The following is a 19,078-nucleotide window of genomic DNA, read 5'->3' as shown; positions in this document are numbered from 1 at the left end:
TCCCGATTCCAGAATCCATGCCGCACAAGCTAGTCACGGGGCGCGTTTTTGCAATCGAATATCGCGCCCCGAATGGATCAATCAGTCGTCGCCGCCAATCGCCTCGTAGGTGTCGCGCTCACCGGCGATGATGGCGCGCTTGCCGACATGGTTGGCGGGACCGACAATGCCTTCCTGCTCCATGCGCTCGACCAGGGAGGCGGCACGATTGTATCCAATCGACAGGCGGCGCTGGATATAGGAGGTGGAGCATTTCTTGTCGCGCATCACTACCTTAACGGCCTTTTCATAGAGATCGTCGCTATCGTCGTCGCCCATCGATGTCTTGTCGAAGACCGCCGTTTCCTCTTCCGCCTCGTCGTCAGCCTCGTCGGCGTCTTCCGTAACGGTGCCGAGATATTCAGGCCGACCTTGGGTCTTCAGATGCGCCACGACTTTTTCCACTTCCTCGTCCGACACGAACGGACCGTGGACACGGGAGATGCGGCCGCCACCCATCATGTGCAGCATGTCGCCCTGGCCGAGCAGATGTTCGGCACCCTGTTCGCCAAGGATGGTGCGGCTGTCGATCTTCGAGGTCACCTGGAAGGAAATGCGGGTGGGGAAGTTGGCCTTGATCGTGCCGGTGATGACATCGACCGAGGGGCGTTGGGTGGCCATGATGAGATGGATACCGGCAGCGCGCGCCATCTGCGCAAGACGCTGGATCGCGCCTTCGATCTCCTTGCCTGCGACCATCATCAGGTCGGCCATCTCGTCGACGATGACGACGATATAGGGCATGGCGGTGAGGTCCATTTCCTCCTGCTCGTAGACAGCTTCGCCGGTTGCGCGGTCGAAGCCCGTCTGCACGTTGCAGAACACGGTTTCCCCTTTGGCGCGGGCGGCAGCGGCCCTTGCGTTGTAACCGTCGATATTGCGCACACCGAGACGCGACATCTTGCGATAGCGGTCTTCCATTTCGCGTACGGCCCATTTCAGTGCCATGACCGCCTTCTTCGGATCGGTGACGACAGGGGTCAGAAGATGCGGAATGCCGTCATAGACCGAAAGCTCGAGCATCTTGGGATCGACCATGATCAGCCGGCATTCCTCCGGCTTCAACCGGTAGAGCAGCGACAGGATCATGGTGTTGATGGCGACCGACTTGCCTGAACCGGTGGTACCGGCAACGAGCAGATGCGGCATCTTCGCCAGTTCGGCGATGACAGGTTCGCCGCCAATGGTCTTGCCAAGGCAAAGGGCCAGCTTCTGGCGGGTCTCGCTGTAATCGGTCGCTTCGATAAGCTCGCGCAGATAGACCGTCTCGCGCACCGGATTGGGAAGCTCGATACCGATGACATTGCGGCCGGGCACGACGGCGACACGCGCCGAGAGCGCCGACATCGAGCGGGCGATATCGTCCGACAGGCCGATAACGCGCGAGGACTTCACGCCGGGGGCGGGCTCGAATTCGTAAAGCGTCACAACTGGGCCGGGGCGCACATCGATGATCTCACCCTTGATGCCGAAATCCTCCAGCACGCTTTCCAGCAGGCCGGCGCTTTGCTCGAGCGCCTCCGGCGTCATGGTCGTGGTCTGCTGGACGCGGGCCTGTTGCAGAAGATCGATGGAGGGGTATTCATATTCGCCGTCTGCAAAGACCGGCGCTTCCCGGAACATCGGCTGCGAGGCCTGGATGGGCGCGCGGGGCGTGAAACGCGGCTCGGCAACGATTCTTTCCGCCACCTGAACCTGCTCAACAGGCCTCTGCGGCTCAGCAACTGCGACCGTCTCCACGACCGGCTGCGGAGCGATCTCTGGTTCAACGACCTGAGTTGGAGCTGGAATTGCAGGATGATGCACGCCGATTTCGCGGTAAAGCCTGATCGCTGAACCACCCGGAATCCTGATGACGGGCGGTACGGCCGAAAGCCGGATTGCCGGTGCGACCGGAGATGCGGATGCCAGCGTCGGGGCAATCGCAGGCGCCGTCAGCAACGGGTTTGCGAGAACGGTGCGCGCAGATGCGGGAAGGCCTTCGCCGGCGTCATCCGGCAGATCGAGCGTCATCACTTCCCAGAAAAGCTCATCCGGCAGATGGGCGGCAAAGGCGGGAATGGATGCCTGCGGCGTTGCAACCTGTTCAACAGATGCAACCGACGCGGCGGGCAGCGGCTGAACAGGTGAATCGTTTCCCGGTACCGGCGCTTCGAAGACGGCGGCTGCGTCAACCGGCTGAGGCGGCATCAGCGCTGCTGCAGCGGCTTCTTCCGCCTGTTTGCGCGCAAGCTCCAGTCGTAATTTGTAGGTCAGCGCCCTTGCGCCCCGCGCATCCGGCGGCTGCGGCAGAAACGGCATGCGTGGCGGTTGAATGCGCGGCTCCGGCGACTTTACGACCGTCGCAAGTGCAGGCTCCTGTACAGCAGCCTCCGGCTGCACGACCATCTCAGGCCCGGCAGTTACAGACAGGATGTCGGCGGGTGCCTCCTCTTCCGCAAGATGCGGCGTCTCGACCGGCATGCGCCGGCTAAAGGCGCTTTCCGGCGTGCGGGTGAAACGCACATTCGGGCCAAGCACGAAAGCATTCTGCCAGCCCGGCATTTCAGCGCGGCCTTCGATGGCGTCGGCAGCACTGACATCGGCATTCGGCCGGGGCACAACACCCGCCTTCATTGCCGCGGCCTGCTCCTGACCGGCAACGGCCTTGCCGCCGGCATGACGAGCCTTATCGCTCCCCTCCCCTACGCTATTGGACGAATTCTGGAATCTGGATCGGGAGAAGCTCATGGCAGCGTGCACACTCATCATAAACGTACATATTTCGGTCTCCCTGAAATAGAAAATAAAGGTTAATTACCCCTTTCCAAACCGGGTCACGCAGGCAGAATTTCGCTTTAGCCACAGGTGAGACGTGACATGCACCAGCAAGGAATCGGCACTCCAAGCCTCTATATTTATTGCGTTAAATCATTTTTTCATCGCCGTTTTACGGCAACCGGCGCGGCTTAAGAAAAGGGGAGTGACGCCTTGAAGCATATTGTTTCCGCAAGCGGTCGCGCAACGTAAAATCATTGCTGTAAAGCCCGTGAATTAACGTGGACACTGCTGCGGTTGCAGTCTTAAGATCGGGCAGGCCGCGGCCCAGCGGAAAGGCCCGCCCGCCCTCATTCCGGAGTGAACCTCATGTCGCCTGTCCACCTGTCCCGCCGCTCGCTTCTCAAAACCTCGCTCCTTCTTGCCGCAACCACCGGACTTGCGGGCATTGCCGCCGCGCAGCAGTCAAAGCCCGGTGGGCGGTTGATCGTTGCGGCCGATTCGGAGCCGAAGAACCTCAACCCGGCCATCGTTGCCTCCAACGGCGTGTTCTATATCTCGAGCAAGATCGTTGAGCCGCTGGCGGAAGCCTCCTTCAATGGCAGGGACGGGCTGGAACCAAGGCTTGCGACGGAATGGCATGGATCGGAGGACGGTTTGAGTGCCACGTTCAAGCTGCGCGAAGGAGTGACCTGGCATGACGGCAAACCCTTCACCTCTGCAGATGTGGCCTTTTCCGCACTTTCTGTTTGGAAGCCGCTGCAAAACCTTGGGCGGCTGGTCTTTGCCAATCTTGAAAAAGTGGATACGCCTGATGACCACACGGCCATTTTCCGCTTCTCCAAGCCGACACCCTTCCAGCTCATCCGCAACGCTTTGCCGGTTGTCACCAGCGTCGTGCCGAAACATCTTTATGAAGGCAACGATATCGCCACCAATCCGGCCAATACGAAACCAGTCGGCACCGGACCTTTCGTTTTTGCGGAATATAAGCCCGGCGAATATTACCGCCTGACTCGCAATCCCAATTACTGGGGCAAGAACCAGCCGCAACTCGATGAGATCATCTATCGCGTTCTGCCCGACCGGGCGGGCGCCGCTTCTGCGCTTGAAGCCGAAGAAATCCACCTCGCTGCCTTTTCCGCCGTGCCGCTTGCCGATCTTGCCCGCATCGCGAAGGAGCCGGGCATCAAGGTCATCCCGGAGGGTTACGAAGCCCTCACCTATCAGCTCGTCGTGGAAATTAACCACCGCCGCAAGGAGCTGGCCGACCTCAAGGTCAGGAAGGCGATCGCCCACGCCATCGACAAGAAATTCGTCATCGACAAGGTCTTCCTCGGTTACGCCACAGCATCGACCGGCCCCGTACCGAAAAATGCACCCCAGTTTTACACGGGAGACGTCGAGACATACGATTTCGACGTCGCCAAGGCGAACGCCCTGCTGGACGAGGCGGGTTATGCACGCGGAGCGAACGGAACGCGATTTTCACTGAAGCTTTTGCCGGCCCCTTACTTCAATGAAACCAAGCAATTCGGTTCCTATCTTCGCCAGGCGCTACAGGAAATCGGCATCGATGCTGAGCTGGTCAACAATGATGCCGCCGCGCACCAGAAGGCCGTCTATACCGACCATGCCTTCGATCTCGCCATCGCGCCCCCGGTCTTCCGTGGCGATCCGGCGATCTCCACCACCATTCTCGTTCGCTCCGGCATTCCAGCCGGCGTCGGCTTCTCCAATCAGGGAGGCTATGAGAACAAGGCGCTCGATGCACTGATCGACAAGGCGGCGGAAACCGTGGACACGGCAGCCCGCACGGTACTCTACAAGGATTTCCAGAAGCAGGTCGCCGCCGATCTGCCGCTGATCAATGTCGCCGAATGGGGTTTCATCACGGTTGCGCGCGATACTGTCAAACACGTCGCCAGCAATCCACGCTGGGCCGTTTCCAACTGGGCGGATACGGTGGTCGGCACCTGAGGAAGCGCCGTGAGGCGCGCGGCGACATTGCTACGGCGAAGGGTGATCAGCGCCATTCCAGTGCTGCTGATCGTTCTAGTCTTTACCTTCGTGCTGCTTGAAAACGCATCCGGTGACGCGGTTGACGCCTATCTCGTCTCCATCGGTGGCGGCGACGCCGGACTGCGGGATGCCCTGCGCGAGCAATATGGTCTGAACGGTTCGGTGTTGGCCCGCTTCTGGCTTTACGCCAGCTCGGTGCTGCGACTCGATTTCGGCTGGTCGCTTGCGTTTGACCGACCGGTGCTGGGGCTGATACTCGAACGGCTGCCGAACACGCTGCTCCTGATGGGCAGTGCCACCGCACTTGCTTTCATCACCGGCACCGCGCTCGGCATCCTGGCGGGCGCCCATCCCGGCGGGTTGACCGACCGGGTACTCTCGGCCCTGTCGCTGGCGCTCTACGCCACGCCGGGGTTCTGGCTCGGCCTTGTGCTCGCCATCGTCTTTGCCGTGCAACTGAGGTGGCTGCCAACATCCGGCATCGAAACCATCGCATCCGGAAAACAGGGATTTGCAAGGGCGCTCGATATTGCCCGCCATCTTGTCCTGCCGGTCGCCAGTCTCGGCCTGATCTATCTGGCGCTTTTCCTGCGTGTCATGCGTACTGCCATGGCGGCGGTCTGGCCGCTGGATTTCGTACTCTTCGCCAAGGCCAAAGGGCTTTCGAGACGGCGGATCGTGCTGCGCCATGTCGCACGCAACGCCGCACTGCCCCTCGTCACCGTGCTTGGCCTGCAAGCGGCAACCATGCTCGGCGGCAGCGTGGTGATCGAGAGCGTTTTTGCGATTCCCGGTTTTGGCCGGCTTGCGCAGGAAGCCGTCAGCGGCCGCGACACACCGCTCTTGATGGGCATTATTCTGACAAGTGCCGTTTTCGTTATCCTGATCAATCTCGTCGTTGATATTCTCTATGCCGTGTTCGATCCGCGCATCGGCAGCGGGGAGCAACAGACATGAGTTTCACCCTCCGGCTCCTGCGCAGTTTCGAAGGTGCAGCAGGCGCCATCATCCTGACACTGCTAGCTGTGACAGCGCTCGCCGCTCCCCTTCTGTTTCCCGGTGACCCGCTGTCGATCGTCGGTGAGCCGCTCATCGCGCCCTTCTCCGACGCCGCCTTCCCCCTCGGCACCGACCGGTTGGGCCGCGATGTACTGGCGGGACTTTCCCACGGTGCGCAGGCATCCCTGCTCGTCGGCATCGGCGCTGCCGCTGCCGCCCTCATGATCGGCACCGTCGTCGGCACAATTGCCGGATTTGCCGGTGGCCTCGTAGATGAGGCGCTGATGCGTGTTACCGACGCCTTCCAGATCGTGCCGAATTTCCTTCTGGCGCTCGCCTTCGTCAGCACCATCGGCCCATCCATGCCCATCGTCATCCTTGCGATTGCGCTTGGCGCTTGGGCGGATCCAGCACGACTGATGCGGGCGCAGGTGTTGAGTATCCGCGAGCGGGATTACGTGCAGTCCGCCCGCGCCATCGGCATGTATCCGCTGGAGATCGCGTTTCGGCAAATACTTCCCAATGCGCTGCCGCCGGTTCTGGCGCTCGCCGCCATCATCGTCGCTGCCGCTATCTTAACCGAGGCGGCATTGTCCTTCCTCGGCCTCGGCGATCCGAATATCGTCACCTGGGGTTCGATGATCGCGGAAGGACGCAACGTCCTGCGCTCGGCGGCGTTTCTCTCTGTCATCCCCGGCATCGGTCTTCTGGTCACGGTTCTCGGCGTCTATCTTCTCGCGGAGGGAATCAACAAAGCGATGGCGACGAGGAAAGAAACGCCATGAGCGGCAATGCACTCTGCAGGATCGACGATCTCAGCGTCCGCTATGCGGCCGGCGACGGACCGGCGCTGCAGGATATTTCGCTGACGATCCGGCAGGGACAAAGGTTGGCGATCATCGGCGAAAGCGGTTCTGGCAAATCGACGCTCGCCAAGGCAATTGCCGGGCTTCTGCCTGTGAGCGCACGGGTTTCCGGCGATATTTCCTGGAGCCGCGACAGCGGTCTTTTCACAGACAGGCCGCAGCCGGGCCGCGATATCGGCTATATTTTCCAGGATACCGGTGCGACGCTGAACCCGGTTCTCACCATCGGTGAACAGGTGGCGGAAGGCGCTGTGCGGCATCTGGGCCTTTCATGGAAGCAGGCACGAGATCTTGCCCGCGACCTTCTGGAACGGGTGCGTTTGCCGCATCCCACCCATCTCCTCGGCGCCTATCCGCACCAGCTTTCCGGCGGGCAAAGACAGCGTGTGGCGATTGCAGCCGCCATTGCCGCGCACCCCGCAATCCTGATCGCCGACGAGGCGACAAGCGCGCTCGACACGGTAAGCCAGGCCGCCATTGCCGCACTGCTGGATGGGCTGGTGCGTGAAGAAGAAAGAACGCTGGTCTTCATCACCCATGATATTGGTCTTGCTTCCGGCCTTGCCGACGAGATCGCCGTTCTGCATGCCGGACGGCTGGTGGAGCACGGCACCACCAGGCGGGTGTTATCCGCGCCTGCGCACGACTATACGCGCGCACTGCTCTCCGACTATCTCGACCTTTCGACACCGCCTCTGATCAATGAGGCCGCATCATGAACGAAGCCCTTCTGAGCGTAGAGAACCTCTCGAAAACCTACCGGACCGGCGCACGCACGGTGGAAGCACTGTCCGATATATCCTTTTCGCTTCAGCCCGGCGAGACGCTTGGGCTTGCCGGCCCCTCCGGCTGCGGAAAATCCACACTGGCACGCATCCTGATGCGGCTGATCCCGGCCGACGAAGGCACGGTCCGTTTTGAAACTCGCGACTGGCTGGCGCTTGATGGCGGTGAACTGCGCGCGGCGCGGCGGCATATGCAGATGGTGTTTCAGGATACGCATGGCGCGTTCAACCCGCGCGCCAGCGTCGAGGATGCCATAGGCGAACCGCTGCGTATTCATCGCATCGTCGAACGACGCGAACGCCCGGCGGAAATCCGCCGCCTTCTCGAGCGAGTCGGGCTGCCCGCCAGCTATACTGACCGCTCGGTGTTCGAGCTTTCCGGCGGCCAGCGGCAGCGCGTGGCAATTGCCAGAGCCATCGCACTCAGACCATCCCTTCTCATTCTGGACGAGGCCGTTTCAGCGCTCGATGTCTCCGTACGCAGGCAAATTCTCGAACTGCTGGTCGAAATACAGCGAGAGACGGCCGTCGCCTGTATTTTCGTTTCCCACGACCTCGCGGTCATCCGCGCCGTCTGCCACCGCGTCGCCATCATGGAGGCGGGTCGGATCGTCGAGATCGGCAGGGCAGCAAACATCGTTTCCACGCCGCAATCCTCGACCGCCAGAACCCTGATCGAGGCTGCGCCGCGCCTGACCACCACCACGCAAGGATAAGACATGCCCGCCCCGGATTACGCATTGCTGCTCGACCCGCCCGCCTTTCCAGCAGACCGTTACGCCGCTCTCGCCGACCGGCTGGCGGCGCTGATGAGCACGAATAACGATGTGCTTCTGGTACAGGCGGAAGCAGTGCTTGCGCTTGAAGCTGCGGCCACCAGCCTCGCGCGGCCTGGTCTGAGAGCGCTCAATATCGTCACTAGTCCCTATGGCGCGTGGTTTGGTGGCTGGCTGGAGCGTGGCGGCGCAACGGTTCGCAACCTGACCACCGCTCCGGCAAAGCCGATATCACTTCACGAGGTCGAGAGAGCGCTGGACGAAGGGCCAGGTTTTGATCTTCTCGCTATCGTGCACGCGGAATCCGCAAGCGGCATTCTCAACCCCCTGCCCGCCATTGCCGCGCTCGCCAAAGACAGAGGCATCGTCACGGTCGTCGATGCCGTCGCTTCCATCGGCGGCCATGCCTTCGAGGTTGACCAGCTCGGCATAGATATTGCGGTCATCGGCCCGCAAAAGGCGCTGGCAGGCCCGGCCGGCTTATCCGCCATCTCCGTCAGCGAAAGTGCCTGGAAACTTCTTTCACATGGCAATGCACCTGAAAACTCCATGCTTTCACTTCTCGACCAGAAGAAACTCTGGCTCGATACCGGCCGCGGCGCGCTCCCGGGAACACCTGCGCCGCTGGAATTCTATGCGCTGGAGGCGGCACTCGACCGGATAGAGGCAGAGGGTCTGGCATCCGCCAATGAACGCCACGAACGAGCGGCGACAGCCACTCGTAACGGCATCAAGGCCCTTGGCATGTCGACGTGGGTGGAGGAGACTGACGCGTCTGCTCTGGTTTCGACGGCGATCTTGCCGGACACGGTGGATACCGGCGCATTTCTGGTGGCTGCGTCCAGGGAGCAAGGTGCGGATGTCTCGGGCGGTGTCGGCCCCGGTGCGGAACGGCTGATAAGGCTCAATCACACCGGCCGGCGCGCCAATCCGGATTCGGTGCAAGCCAATATAACCGCTGTTTCAAGCGCCCTGAAAAGCCTCGGCCATGCCGCAGATACCGATTCCGCGCTGGAAGCGGCCGAAAAAAGCTATTCCGGCACCTCCTCGAAGCGACTCTGACAGCGCCGATAAACGTTCGTTGCGCGAAATCGGGTGCTGGCGGAACGTCAGTCACGCCATTGTTGTTAAAAATGGTAGACAAATTCCTTGGTCAATCTTGACGAAATCATGGCAACGCGCGAAACTTAACGCACTGTTAACTCGCGTGAAGAAGGGAAATGGCCATGGTAGCAGGGTTCAACATGCTCTCCTTTGACCTCTTTGGCATCGGCCGAAGAACGCCCGCCATAAACGAGCGGGTCGAGAAGGATTTGCAGGACAGGACGCCACGCAGACCGGACGACCAGTCCAACGATGACGACCGTGATCAGGAATACGAACTGTTCTTCTGGTCCCTTTATCCTGTGATTTAAGTTTTTAAGCGCAGGCTGACGGGGCGATTGGAACGTCGTTTTCCCGTCCTGCGACCTTGAGCCGAAATGTGTTCAGCGTAGCCTCAGACACGGTCAAACAGTCGATCCGTGACGTACACTTTAAACATATGCGACGTCATCCTCGGGCTTAACCCGAGGATTTACAAAATCTCGAACAATCAAATATTTGCAGATGCTCTGGACAAAGTCCGGGCATGACGATGGAAAGGGCAAAGCCCTTTCCATCAAAGAGCCGTAAACGACCCTGCCTTAGTGGTTGTCGCGCGGCAGACCCTTGGTCTGGGCAATGCGCTGATACTTCACGGCCGGTTCCAGAACCGCGCCGGTTTCCATCTGGCTGACGATGCCGCGCTGGATTTCCTGCCATGGCGTCTGGTGATCGGGGTACTTGAAGCCGCCCTCGGCGGAGAGCGTTTCGTAACGCTTGGCCAGTTCCTCGCCGGAAATCAGGATGTCGGCCTTGCCACGACCCACATCGATACGAACGCGGTCACCCGTCTGCAAGATGGCCAGACCACCGCCTGCCGCTGCTTCCGGAGAAGCGTTGAGGATGGACGGGCTGCCAGACGTGCCGGACTGGCGGCCGTCACCGATGCAGGGCAGCGAATTGACGCCTTCCTTCAAGAGATAGTCAGGCGCACGCATGTTCACCACTTCTGCCGCACCCGGATAACCGATCGGACCGGCACCGCGCATGAAGAGAACGGTGTTGGCGTCGATCTTCAGCGACGGATCGTCGATGCGGTGATGGTAATCTTCCGGACCGTCGAACACCACGGCACGGCCTTCGAAGGCTTCCGGGTCGTTCGGGTTCGAGAGATAACGCTTGCGGAATTCTTCCGAGATCACGCTCGTCTTCATGATGGCAGAGGAGAACAGGTTGCCGCGCAGAACACGGAAACCGGCGCGCTCCTTGAGCGGCTGGTCATAGGGACGGATGACCTTTTCGTCTTCGATGATGGCACCACGGCAATTGTCGCCGATGGTTTTGCCATTCACGGTCATGGCGTCTTCCATGATGAGCCCCTGGGTCATCAGCTGGTTGACGACAGCCGGAACGCCGCCGGCATGGTAATAATCCTCGCCGAGATATTCACCGGCCGGCTGCAGGTTGACGAGCAGCGGCACGTCTTCACCGTAGGTCTGCCAGTCATCGACCGTCAGTTCAACGCCGACATGGCGTGCTAGGCCGTTCAGATGGATCGGCGCGTTGGTGGAGCCACCGATGGCCGAGTTGACGCGGATGGCGTTGATGAAGGCATCCTTGGTCATGATGTCGGAAGGCTTAAGGTCTTCCTTGACCATTTCGACGATGCGAAGGCCGGTGAGATAGGATATTTCCTGACGGTCGCGGTAAGGCGCCGGAATGGCGGCCGAGCCGGGCAGCTGCATGCCGAGTGCTTCGGCAAGCGAGTTCATCGTCGTCGCCGTGCCCATGGTGTTGCAATAGCCGGTGGAAGGTGCGGAAGAAGCGACGAGCTTGACGAAGCCCTGATAATCGATCTCGCCCTTGGCCAGCAGTTCACGCGCTTTCCAGACGATGGTGCCGGAACCGGTGCGCTCGCCACGGAACCAGCCGTTCAGCATGGGGCCGACGGAAAGGGCGATGGCCGGAATGTTGACGGTGGCCGCCGCCATAAGACAGGCAGGCGTGGTCTTGTCGCAGCCGATGGTCAGAACAACGCCGTCGAGCGGATAGCCGTAAAGCACTTCCACGAGGCCGAGATAGGCGAGGTTGCGATCGAGACCCGCCGTCGGGCGCTTGCCGGTTTCCTGTATCGGATGCACCGGAAATTCAATGGCAATGCCGCCCGCTTCACGAATGCCTTCGCGCAGGCGATGCGCCAGCTCCAGATGGTGGCGATTGCAGGGCGAAAGGTCCGAGCCGGTCTGCGCGATGCCGATGATAGGGCGATCGGACTGAAGCTCGGCCTGGCTGAGACCGAAGTTCATGTAACGCTCGAGATAAAGCGCGGTCATATCAGCGTTTGCGGGGTTATCGAACCACGCGCGCGAACGAAGCTTGCCTTGGGTTGCGGGCAGATTGTCGGATTTGGTCATGATGCGGTCTCCAGCCGGAAGTGGCCAACGGTAAAATATTACGAAATGCGACAAGCTTATGTTGTGCGCAAGGAAAATGGAATCAGCTTCTCGGAAGCACGCATAACCGACAGACGAGCGCCAGACGAGTGACCTGGAGCCGTTCTTCAGCTTTAGCCGAATATTTTTCGGTGTTTACGACCATACCGACGTTGCGCAATGGCCTCTTCCCTCCCTGCCTTGCCGGATTGTAACTGACCCGAGGCCCCACATTCCGTCACGACCTGACTTGCTTATTTGTATTACTATTAGATAGCGGCGCGGCCTGTCAAGCCGGATCAGACTATATTGCGGGCGAGTTTTGCACGGCGCAGAAATTAGAATACACACAATAAGCCATTGATTTGTAATTGTTTAATGCTGTACCTCCATAAAATCGGCATGACGTGAATTGGAAATCCGCTAAAAAACCCCTTTTCAAGAGTATTACTATATGCTCATAGTGACGTCGTCACGCTGACATCATTTCTGGGAGGATAAGATGAGAAAAGCTCTTGCGGCAATCACTGTCGCCGTTTCCGCATGCCTTGCATCCAGTGTTTCCGCACAATCGCTGACCGTCGGCTTCTCGCAGATCGGCTCCGAATCCGGATGGCGCGCCGCTGAAACCACTGTCACCAAGCAGCAGGCCGAAAAGCGCGGCGTTACGCTGAAATTCGCCGACGCACAGCAGAAGCAGGAAAACCAGATCAAGGCCGTTCGCGGCTTCATCGCGCAGGGCGTCGATGCGATCCTGATCGCACCTGTCGTCGCAACCGGCTGGGACGCCGTGCTGAAGGAAGCAAAGGAAGAAAAAATCCCTGTCATCCTGCTCGATCGCCAGATCGAAGCGCCGGATGATCTTTACCTGACCGCGGTCACCTCGGATCAGGTTCACGAAGGCAAGGTTGCCGGCGACTGGCTCGTCAAGGATGTCGGCGCGAAGGACTGCAAGGTTGTCGAATTGCAGGGCACGACCGGCTCTTCGCCCGCCATCAACCGTAAGAAGGGCTTCGAAGAAGCCATCGCTTCGCACAAGAACATCAAGATCGTGCGCTCGCAGACGGGTGACTTCACCCGTACCAAGGGCAAGGAAGTGATGGAAAGCTTCATCAAGGCCGAAGGCGGCGGCAAGGATATCTGTGCCGTGTACGCTCACAATGACGACATGGCCGTCGGCGCGATCCAGGCGATCAAGGAAGCCGGCCTGAAGCCGGGATCCGACATCAAGGTCGTGTCCATCGATGCCGTACCTGACATCTTCAAGGCCATGGCCGCCGGTGAAGCCAATGCGACGGTGGAACTGACACCTGACATGGCCGGTCCTGCCTTCGACGCTCTCGAAGCCTATCTGAAAGACAAAAAGGCACCGGCGAAGTGGATTCAGACCGAATCCAAGCTCTACACGGCGTCTGACGACCCGATGAAGGTCTACGAGGCGAAGAAGGGTCTGGGCTACTAATAGACCCCTTATCTTCGGAAGGAGCGGCATGTCATGCGTGCCGCTCCGTCACAGCTTCTTTCATGCAGGGCCTGCGCAATGTCCGAAACGGCACCACTTCTGGAAGCACGCGCCATCGGTAAATCCTTTCTCGGGATAACGGCGCTGGACGGCGTCGATTTTTCGCTCGGGCGCGGTGAAATTCACGCGCTTCTCGGCGAAAACGGCGCGGGGAAATCAACACTCATCAAGATACTGACCGGCGTTTACCACCGCGACAGCGGCTCCATCTTTCTGGAAGGTAGCGAGATATCGCCCACCAATGTCGGCGAAGCGCAGGCCCTCGGTATCGGCACCGTCTATCAGGAAGTAAACCTTCTCGAAAATCTGACTGTTGCTGAAAACCTCTTTCTCGGCCGCCAACCGCATCGCTTCGGGCTCATTGACAGAGCCTCGATGCAGAGACAATCGCAGGCGCTGCTGTCCCAATACGGGCTTTCGATCGACGTCAACGCCCTGCTTTCCAGCTATTCCGTGGCTATCCGCCAGATCATCGCCATTGCCCGCGCCGTCGATCTTTCCGGCAAGGTGCTGGTGCTGGACGAGCCGACAGCCAGCCTCGATGCCCATGAGGTCGAGATGCTGTTCGGCGTGCTGCGAAAATTGCGCGCCCGCGGCATCGGCATCGTCATCATCACCCACTTCCTAAACCAGGTCTACGATATCGCAGACCGTGTCACGGTTTTGCGCAACGGCCGCCTCGTTGGCACGCGCGACATCGGCAACCTGCCGAGGTCCGAACTCATTGCGATGATGCTTGGTCGCGAGCTTCAGCACATCACCCACGAGCATCAGGCCACTGACGACACGGTTGCCGAGGGCGAACCGCCGATCCGTTTCGAGGGGTACGGCAAACGCGGCAGCATCGCCCCCTTCGACCTCGGCATTCGTCCGGGAGAGATCGTCGGCGTCGCCGGTCTTTTGGGGTCGGGACGAACGGAAACGGCTTTCCTGCTGTTCGGCATCGACAAGCCCGATACCGGTAAGGCCACGATAGACGGAAAGACCATCGCTCTTTCTTCGCCTGAGGCCGCAATCACGGCCGGGTTCGGTTTCTGCCCGGAGGAGCGCAAGACTGACGGTATCATCGGCGACTTTTCCGTGACCGACAATATTGCTCTGGCTCTCCAGGCCCGCCAAGGGTGGGCGCGACCGCTCTCGCGCCGGCAGAAGGTGGAACTGGCCGAAAGCTTCATCAAATCCCTCGACATCCGCCCGGCCGATCCTGACCGGCCGATAAAATTCCTGTCCGGCGGCAACCAGCAGAAAGCCATTCTGGCGCGCTGGCTTGCAACCCATCCCCGGCTTCTTATCCTCGATGAGCCGACCCGTGGTATCGATATCGGCGCCCATGCGGAAATCCTCAAAATGATCGAAAAACTCTGCACCGAGGGCATGTCGCTCGTCGTCATCTCGTCCGAACTGGAAGAACTGACCGCCGTTGCCCACCGGGTCGTCGTGCTGTCCGACCGCCGGCATGTCAGCGAATTGAAGGGCGGCGAGGTGACGGCCGACAACATCATGCGGGCAATTGCGGATGCGGCCAGAACGGAGGCGGCATGATGGTGGCTGTGACACGGCGCCTGAAAAGGCTTGCTCCCCAACTGATCGCCCTCTTCGTCATTCTGGCAGCGATTACAATCGTTTCGCCGGGCTTCCTGCATGTTTCGTTCCAGAACGGCAGGCTTTACGGCAGTCTGATGGATATTCTCGTGCGTGCCGCACCCGTGGCGCTCCTGACCATTGGCATGACGCTGGTGATCGCTACCAAGGGCATCGATCTGTCGATCGGTGCTGTTATCGCCATTTGTGGCGCGGTGGCTGCAACACTCATCAGCAACGGCCATTCCATCCCAACCGTCATCGCCATCTCGCTTGCTGTCGGCATTGCCTGCGGCCTGTGGAACGGGGTGCTGGTCGCCCTTCTCGACATCCAGCCGATTATCGCCACGCTGATCCTGATGGTGGCGGGGCGCGGCATCGCCCAGCTCATCACCGAAGGTGTCATTCTCACCTTCAACGACGACAGCTTTTCCGCCATCGGTTCCGGCTCCTTCGCAGGCATTCCCCTGCCCGTCATCATCTGGGTGGCGGCGGCGCTGGTAATCGGCCTTCTGGTGCGCAAGAGCGCGCTCGGCTTTCTGATTGAGGCAACCGGCATCAATCGCCGCGCGGCGGCACTTGCCGGTGTGCGGGCACGCTTCCTCCTGTTTTTCGTCTACGCCGTTTCCGGTCTCTGCGCGGCCATCGCCGGCATGATCGTGACCGCCGACATTCGCGGCGCGGATGCCAACAATGCCGGGCTGTGGCTGGAACTGGACGCCATATTGGCGGTGGTGATCGGTGGTACATCGCTGAATGGCGGCCGCTTCTCCATCACCGCATCGCTGATCGGCGCGCTCATCATCCAGACCATCAATACCGGCATTCTGGTCTCCGGTTTCCCGCCGGAATTCAACCTCATCATCAAGGCTGGCATCATCATGGTGGTGCTCACGCTGCAATCGCCGGCAATCATGGCGGTTCTGGGCTTTGTCAAAACGCCAAAGCCACACGCAAAACCGGCCACGGCCAACGGAATGACCAAGGAAGGTACCGCGCGATGATCCACAGCCGCAATCTTCCGTTCCTCACCACACTGACGATCTTCCTCATCGCCTATCTTCTGTGCGTGCTGCAATATCCAGCGATCCTGTCGACGCGGGTGATCGGCAATCTATTGACCGACAATGCCTTTCTCGGCATCGCTGCCGTTGGCATGACTTTCGTGATCCTGTCGGGTGGTATCGATCTGTCCATCGGCTCCGTCATCGCCTTCACCAGCGTTTTCGTGGCTGTCATGGTCGGCACCTATAATATTCACCCGCTGCTGGCCTTCGCCATCGTGCTCGTGATCTCGACGCTGTTCGGCTGCCTGATGGGGGCGATGATACGCTTCCTGTCGATCCCGCCATTCGTGGTGACGTTGGCGGGTATGTTCCTGGCGCGTGGCGCGGCCTATCTGATCTCGACGCAATCCGTACCGATCTCGCATCCCTTCATCGATGCGATACAGGGATTTTATTTCCGCTTTCCCGGCGGCGGCAGGCTGACAGCACTTGCTATTGTCATGCTTCTCGTCTTTGCCGCCGGCATGCTGATTGCCAGCCGCACCCGCTTCGGCGCGAATGTCTACGCACTTGGCGGTAACCCGCAATCGGCCGAACTAATGGGGGTGCCGATCGGTACAACGACAATCGGCATCTACGCGCTTTCCGGGTTCCTGTCCGGCCTCGCCGGCATCGTCTACACGCTCTACACCTCGTCGGGTTATTCCTTGGCGACGGTGGGCGTGGAGCTGGACGCTATTGCAGCTGTTGTCATTGGCGGAACGCTTCTGACGGGTGGAATGGGGCTGGTGGCGGGAACCTTCGTCGGACTGCTGATCCAGGGGTTGATCCAGACCTACATCGTTTTTGACGGAACCCTGTCATCCTGGTGGACCAAAATCGTTATTGGCGTGCTGCTTTTTGTCTTCATCGTGTTGCAGCGCGCAATCATCTGGTATTCAAACAGGAGACTGGCCGGACCACATCCGGCATAACCAACACGGAGGCTTTATTGGGGCTGCTCGAAACGACGATAAGCGGGCGAAAACGCCGGAACAGCCACGCGCATGTGGTCTCCGAACTCGGCAGCGCCATCGTCTCGGGCAGGATTGCGGAAGGATCCCTGCTGCCTAACGATGCCGAACTGTCTCTCCGTTTCGGGGTCTCGCGCACCGTATTGCGCGAGACGATGAAGACGCTGGCGGCCAAGCGGCTGGTCGAACCCAAGGCAAAGGTCGGCACCCGCGTTCTCGACCGTTCGAGCTGGAACTTCTTTGACCCGGATGTGCTGGGCTGGCGCTGCGAAGCCGGGATAGACCAGGAATTCGTTACACATCTGGCGGAAATCCGCCTCGCGCTCGAACCGGCGGCGGCGGCAGCTGCCGCGCTTCAGGCATCGAATGACGATATCGTTTCCCTTTATGTGATTGCCGCCAAATTCGACAATCCGCAGCATACCCCGGAAACCATCGCCAAGGTCGATCTCGAATTCCACCTCGCCGTGGCGCACATGTCAGGCAATCCGTTCATGCGTTCGGCAAGCGGGCTGATCGAGGCCGCCCTTGCGATCTCATTCCAGCTTTCATCCCCGGCCTCGTCGCCCGGAACCATCGCCGAGATCGCCGCAAACCATCTGCGGATCGTGCACGCCATCGCCGCCCGTGATGCGGACGCCGCCGTGAAAGCCATGCGCCATGTAATCGAGGTCGGCAAGGACCGGACGCGAAAGGCAATCAAGACGCCTTGAAGGCGAAAAGCCTATCGACATCCCTTCTGTCACCCCGGGCCTGATGCCGGCATGACGGAGGGGGTGGCTTTTCATCATAAAATTCGGACCCGCACGGATGCGGGCCCTTTTTCTTCCGGCAAGTATCTTACCCCTGCGACGCTTCAATCTGCGGCACCACGCCACGGCGCGATGCCATGAGCGATGCGCCGAGGAGTGCTGCAATGCTGACGAAAACGAAGACCATCGTCGCACCCTGAAGGTCGATCAGCAGTCCGCCCAGAACAGCGCCGCTGGAAATGGCGATCTGGAAGGTGGTGAGCAGCAACGCGCCTGCACTTTCGGCCTCGTCTGAGGCGACGCGGGTGATGAAGCTCTGCACGCTGACAGGAAGCGCACCGAAGGCGAAACCCCAGGAGGCAATGGCAAAGCCAGCGACAACGGGAGATGCACCGGCAATCACCAGCACGGAAGCGGATGCGGCAATCAGGGTGGCGGCAAACGTCACGGCCCATGCCGTGTTCTTCTCAGCGAGGAAGCCGCCGAAGAGATTACCGAAAAAACCGCCCACGCCGTAAGCCAGAAGAACGAGCGAGATTGCTTCGACGCCAAGCTGCGGCACGTCTTCGAGGAAGGGGCGAACATAGGTGAAGCCGGCGAAGTGGCCCGCGACGATGAATAGCGTCGTCAGAAGGCCGATCCTGACCTGCGGGCGCTGCAATAGCCGGAACATGGTGGACAGGCCGGGCGCACCGGCCGGCGGCAGCGAGGGAACGGTGAGCAACTGCACGACAAGTGCGATGACACCCAGCACGCCGGCGACGGCAAAGGCCGCACGCCAGCCAAGCGTCGCGCCGATCCACGCTCCGACAGGGGCTGCGCAAACGGTGGCAACCGAAACGCCGGTTAGGATGATGGCCATGGCGCGCGGCATCTTATCCAGCGGAACAAGCCTTAGCGCCAGCGCCGCCGACATGGCCCAAAAGCCGCCGAGGCCGATGCCGAGCAAAACGCGCGATGTAAACAGCATGAAAAGACCGTTGGCAAAAGCGGCCAATGTGCTGGAAATGATCAGCAACGTCGTGAGGCCAAGCAGGGTCCACCGGCGATCAATGCTGCGCGTGCCGATGACGACGCCGGGACCGGCAACCGCTGCGACCAGTGCCGTGACGGTGATGGATTGGCCGGCAATGCCGGAGCTGATGGAGAGATCGGTCGACAGTGGCGTCAGAAGGCTGACCGGCAGGAATTCCGCCGTTACCAGCCCGAAGACACCGAGCGAAAGCGAAACCACCGCCGCCCACTTCGCATCCGGCTCTTGTCTGTGTGGCGCATATTCAAGTTCGTTGATTGTTCGGTTATTCATGAAAATCTCCTGATGCGCATTCTGGGAACGAGCCCTGAAACGGAATGGCAAAACGATGAAGCCGGTGGGAGCCCGGTGCGTCGCCTCACAAATCGATGGTCGTAAGCTACGCGTGACAGCTCGGCGTTTCCATGCTAA

15 protein-coding genes are annotated in these 19,078 nt (G+C 60.2%); 12 read left to right on the top strand and 3 right to left on the bottom strand.

All coding sequences use genetic code 11. The features are described 5' to 3' along the window. Positions 1–81: 81 nt before the first annotated feature. A complete protein-coding gene (locus ACQZ5Y_RS09265; protein ID WP_174050415.1) occupies positions 82–2,790 on the bottom strand; it encodes a DNA translocase FtsK in 2,709 nt (902 codons plus the stop codon). Between the two features lie 375 nt (positions 2,791–3,165). On the opposite strand from ACQZ5Y_RS09265, the gene ACQZ5Y_RS09260 reads away from it, so the two are divergent. The 7 genes from ACQZ5Y_RS09260 to ACQZ5Y_RS09230 all read left to right on the top strand — a co-directional run bounded on the left by ACQZ5Y_RS09260 (position 3,166) and on the right by ACQZ5Y_RS09230 (position 9,659). After that, positions 3,166–4,776: an ABC transporter substrate-binding protein gene (locus ACQZ5Y_RS09260; protein ID WP_113555717.1), complete on the top strand. Its 1,611-nt coding sequence runs from the start codon at positions 3,166–3,168 to the stop codon at positions 4,774–4,776. 9 nt (positions 4,777–4,785) lie between these two features. Next, positions 4,786–5,775 (top strand): ABC transporter permease, encoded by a 990-nt coding sequence (locus ACQZ5Y_RS09255; RefSeq protein WP_038493905.1) that lies wholly within the window; start codon positions 4,786–4,788, stop codon positions 5,773–5,775. Beyond that, complete coding sequence (locus ACQZ5Y_RS09250) at positions 5,772–6,602, top strand: ABC transporter permease (RefSeq protein WP_038493908.1); 831 nt, start codon at positions 5,772–5,774, stop codon at positions 6,600–6,602. Before ACQZ5Y_RS09255 ends, ACQZ5Y_RS09250 begins: the two co-directional genes overlap by 4 nt. Then, positions 6,599–7,402 (top strand): ATP-binding cassette domain-containing protein, encoded by an 804-nt coding sequence (locus ACQZ5Y_RS09245; RefSeq protein WP_019564598.1) that lies wholly within the window; start codon positions 6,599–6,601, stop codon positions 7,400–7,402. Before ACQZ5Y_RS09250 ends, ACQZ5Y_RS09245 begins: the two co-directional genes overlap by 4 nt. Further along, entirely contained in the window at positions 7,399–8,184 is a 786-nt protein-coding gene (locus tag ACQZ5Y_RS09240) for an ABC transporter ATP-binding protein (protein WP_174050416.1), read from the top strand. Before ACQZ5Y_RS09245 ends, ACQZ5Y_RS09240 begins: the two co-directional genes overlap by 4 nt. 3 nt (positions 8,185–8,187) lie before the next feature. After that, on the top strand, positions 8,188–9,306 hold the full coding sequence (locus ACQZ5Y_RS09235; protein WP_174050417.1) for a pyridoxal-phosphate-dependent aminotransferase family protein: 1,119 nt from the start codon (positions 8,188–8,190) through the stop codon (positions 9,304–9,306). A gap of 158 nt (positions 9,307–9,464) precedes the next feature. After that, the gene (locus ACQZ5Y_RS09230; RefSeq protein WP_013761494.1) at positions 9,465–9,659 is read left to right on the top strand and encodes a hypothetical protein; all 195 of its coding nucleotides are present in this window, start codon (positions 9,465–9,467) and stop codon (positions 9,657–9,659) included. A 270-nt stretch (positions 9,660–9,929) separates the two neighbouring features. On the opposite strand, the gene ACQZ5Y_RS09225 is transcribed toward ACQZ5Y_RS09230, so the two are convergent. Next, positions 9,930–11,741: an IlvD/Edd family dehydratase gene (locus tag ACQZ5Y_RS09225; RefSeq protein WP_003510695.1), complete on the bottom strand. Its 1,812-nt coding sequence runs from the start codon at positions 11,739–11,741 to the stop codon at positions 9,930–9,932. A 520-nt stretch (positions 11,742–12,261) separates the two neighbouring features. Here ACQZ5Y_RS09225 and ytfQ point away from each other — a divergent pair. From ytfQ to ACQZ5Y_RS09200, 5 genes are all read left to right on the top strand, one after another. Further along, positions 12,262–13,221 carry a galactofuranose ABC transporter, galactofuranose-binding protein YtfQ gene (gene ytfQ, locus ACQZ5Y_RS09220; RefSeq protein ID WP_003510698.1) on the top strand — a complete coding sequence of 320 codons (960 nt, stop codon included), beginning with the start codon at positions 12,262–12,264 and terminating at the stop codon, positions 13,219–13,221. A gap of 78 nt (positions 13,222–13,299) precedes the next feature. Beyond that, entirely contained in the window at positions 13,300–14,823 is a 1,524-nt protein-coding gene (locus ACQZ5Y_RS09215) for a sugar ABC transporter ATP-binding protein (RefSeq protein ID WP_025595758.1), read from the top strand. Further along, positions 14,823–15,866 (top strand): ABC transporter permease, encoded by a 1,044-nt coding sequence (locus ACQZ5Y_RS09210; RefSeq protein WP_038493917.1) that lies wholly within the window; start codon positions 14,823–14,825, stop codon positions 15,864–15,866. The genes ACQZ5Y_RS09215 and ACQZ5Y_RS09210 overlap by 1 nt, the downstream gene beginning before the upstream one ends. Continuing rightward, a complete protein-coding gene (gene yjfF, locus ACQZ5Y_RS09205; RefSeq protein WP_003510704.1) occupies positions 15,863–16,843 on the top strand; it encodes a galactofuranose ABC transporter, permease protein YjfF in 981 nt (326 codons plus the stop codon). The genes ACQZ5Y_RS09210 and yjfF overlap by 4 nt, the downstream gene beginning before the upstream one ends. A 17-nt stretch (positions 16,844–16,860) precedes the next feature. Next, positions 16,861–17,595, top strand: coding sequence for a FadR/GntR family transcriptional regulator (locus ACQZ5Y_RS09200; protein WP_013761497.1), 735 nt, complete (start codon positions 16,861–16,863; stop codon positions 17,593–17,595). A 127-nt stretch (positions 17,596–17,722) separates the two neighbouring features. Here ACQZ5Y_RS09200 and ACQZ5Y_RS09195 read toward each other — a convergent pair whose 3' ends face one another. After that, on the bottom strand, positions 17,723–18,940 hold the full coding sequence (locus ACQZ5Y_RS09195) for an MFS transporter (RefSeq protein ID WP_003510707.1): 1,218 nt from the start codon (positions 18,938–18,940) through the stop codon (positions 17,723–17,725). Positions 18,941–19,078: the final 138 nt, after the last annotated feature.

This window comes from Agrobacterium sp. A3-95, assembly GCF_053521785.1.
This window is presented reverse-complemented; position numbering and strand designations above follow the sequence as displayed.

What these genes read in the sequence shown, in the direction of transcription:
- ACQZ5Y_RS09215 (WP_025595758.1), top strand. Translation starts at nt 13,300, where the DNA reads ATGTCCGAAACGGCACCACTTCTGGAAGCACGCGCCATCGGTAAATCC.
- ytfQ (WP_003510698.1), top strand. Translation starts at nt 12,262, where the DNA reads ATGAGAAAAGCTCTTGCGGCAATCACTGTCGCCGTTTCCGCATGCCTT.
- ACQZ5Y_RS09230 (WP_013761494.1), top strand. Translation starts at nt 9,465, where the DNA reads ATGGCCATGGTAGCAGGGTTCAACATGCTCTCCTTTGACCTCTTTGGC.
- ACQZ5Y_RS09265 (WP_174050415.1), bottom strand. Translation starts at nt 2,790, where the DNA reads ATGATGAGTGTGCACGCTGCCATGAGCTTCTCCCGATCCAGATTCCAG.
- ACQZ5Y_RS09195 (WP_003510707.1), bottom strand. Translation starts at nt 18,940, where the DNA reads ATGAATAACCGAACAATCAACGAACTTGAATATGCGCCACACAGACAA.
- ACQZ5Y_RS09225 (WP_003510695.1), bottom strand. Translation starts at nt 11,741, where the DNA reads ATGACCAAATCCGACAATCTGCCCGCAACCCAAGGCAAGCTTCGTTCG.
- ACQZ5Y_RS09235 (WP_174050417.1), top strand. Translation starts at nt 8,188, where the DNA reads ATGCCCGCCCCGGATTACGCATTGCTGCTCGACCCGCCCGCCTTTCCA.
- ACQZ5Y_RS09240 (WP_174050416.1), top strand. Translation starts at nt 7,399, where the DNA reads ATGAACGAAGCCCTTCTGAGCGTAGAGAACCTCTCGAAAACCTACCGG.
- ACQZ5Y_RS09210 (WP_038493917.1), top strand. Translation starts at nt 14,823, where the DNA reads ATGGTGGCTGTGACACGGCGCCTGAAAAGGCTTGCTCCCCAACTGATC.
- ACQZ5Y_RS09260 (WP_113555717.1), top strand. Translation starts at nt 3,166, where the DNA reads ATGTCGCCTGTCCACCTGTCCCGCCGCTCGCTTCTCAAAACCTCGCTC.
- ACQZ5Y_RS09250 (WP_038493908.1), top strand. Translation starts at nt 5,772, where the DNA reads ATGAGTTTCACCCTCCGGCTCCTGCGCAGTTTCGAAGGTGCAGCAGGC.
- ACQZ5Y_RS09245 (WP_019564598.1), top strand. Translation starts at nt 6,599, where the DNA reads ATGAGCGGCAATGCACTCTGCAGGATCGACGATCTCAGCGTCCGCTAT.
- yjfF (WP_003510704.1), top strand. Translation starts at nt 15,863, where the DNA reads ATGATCCACAGCCGCAATCTTCCGTTCCTCACCACACTGACGATCTTC.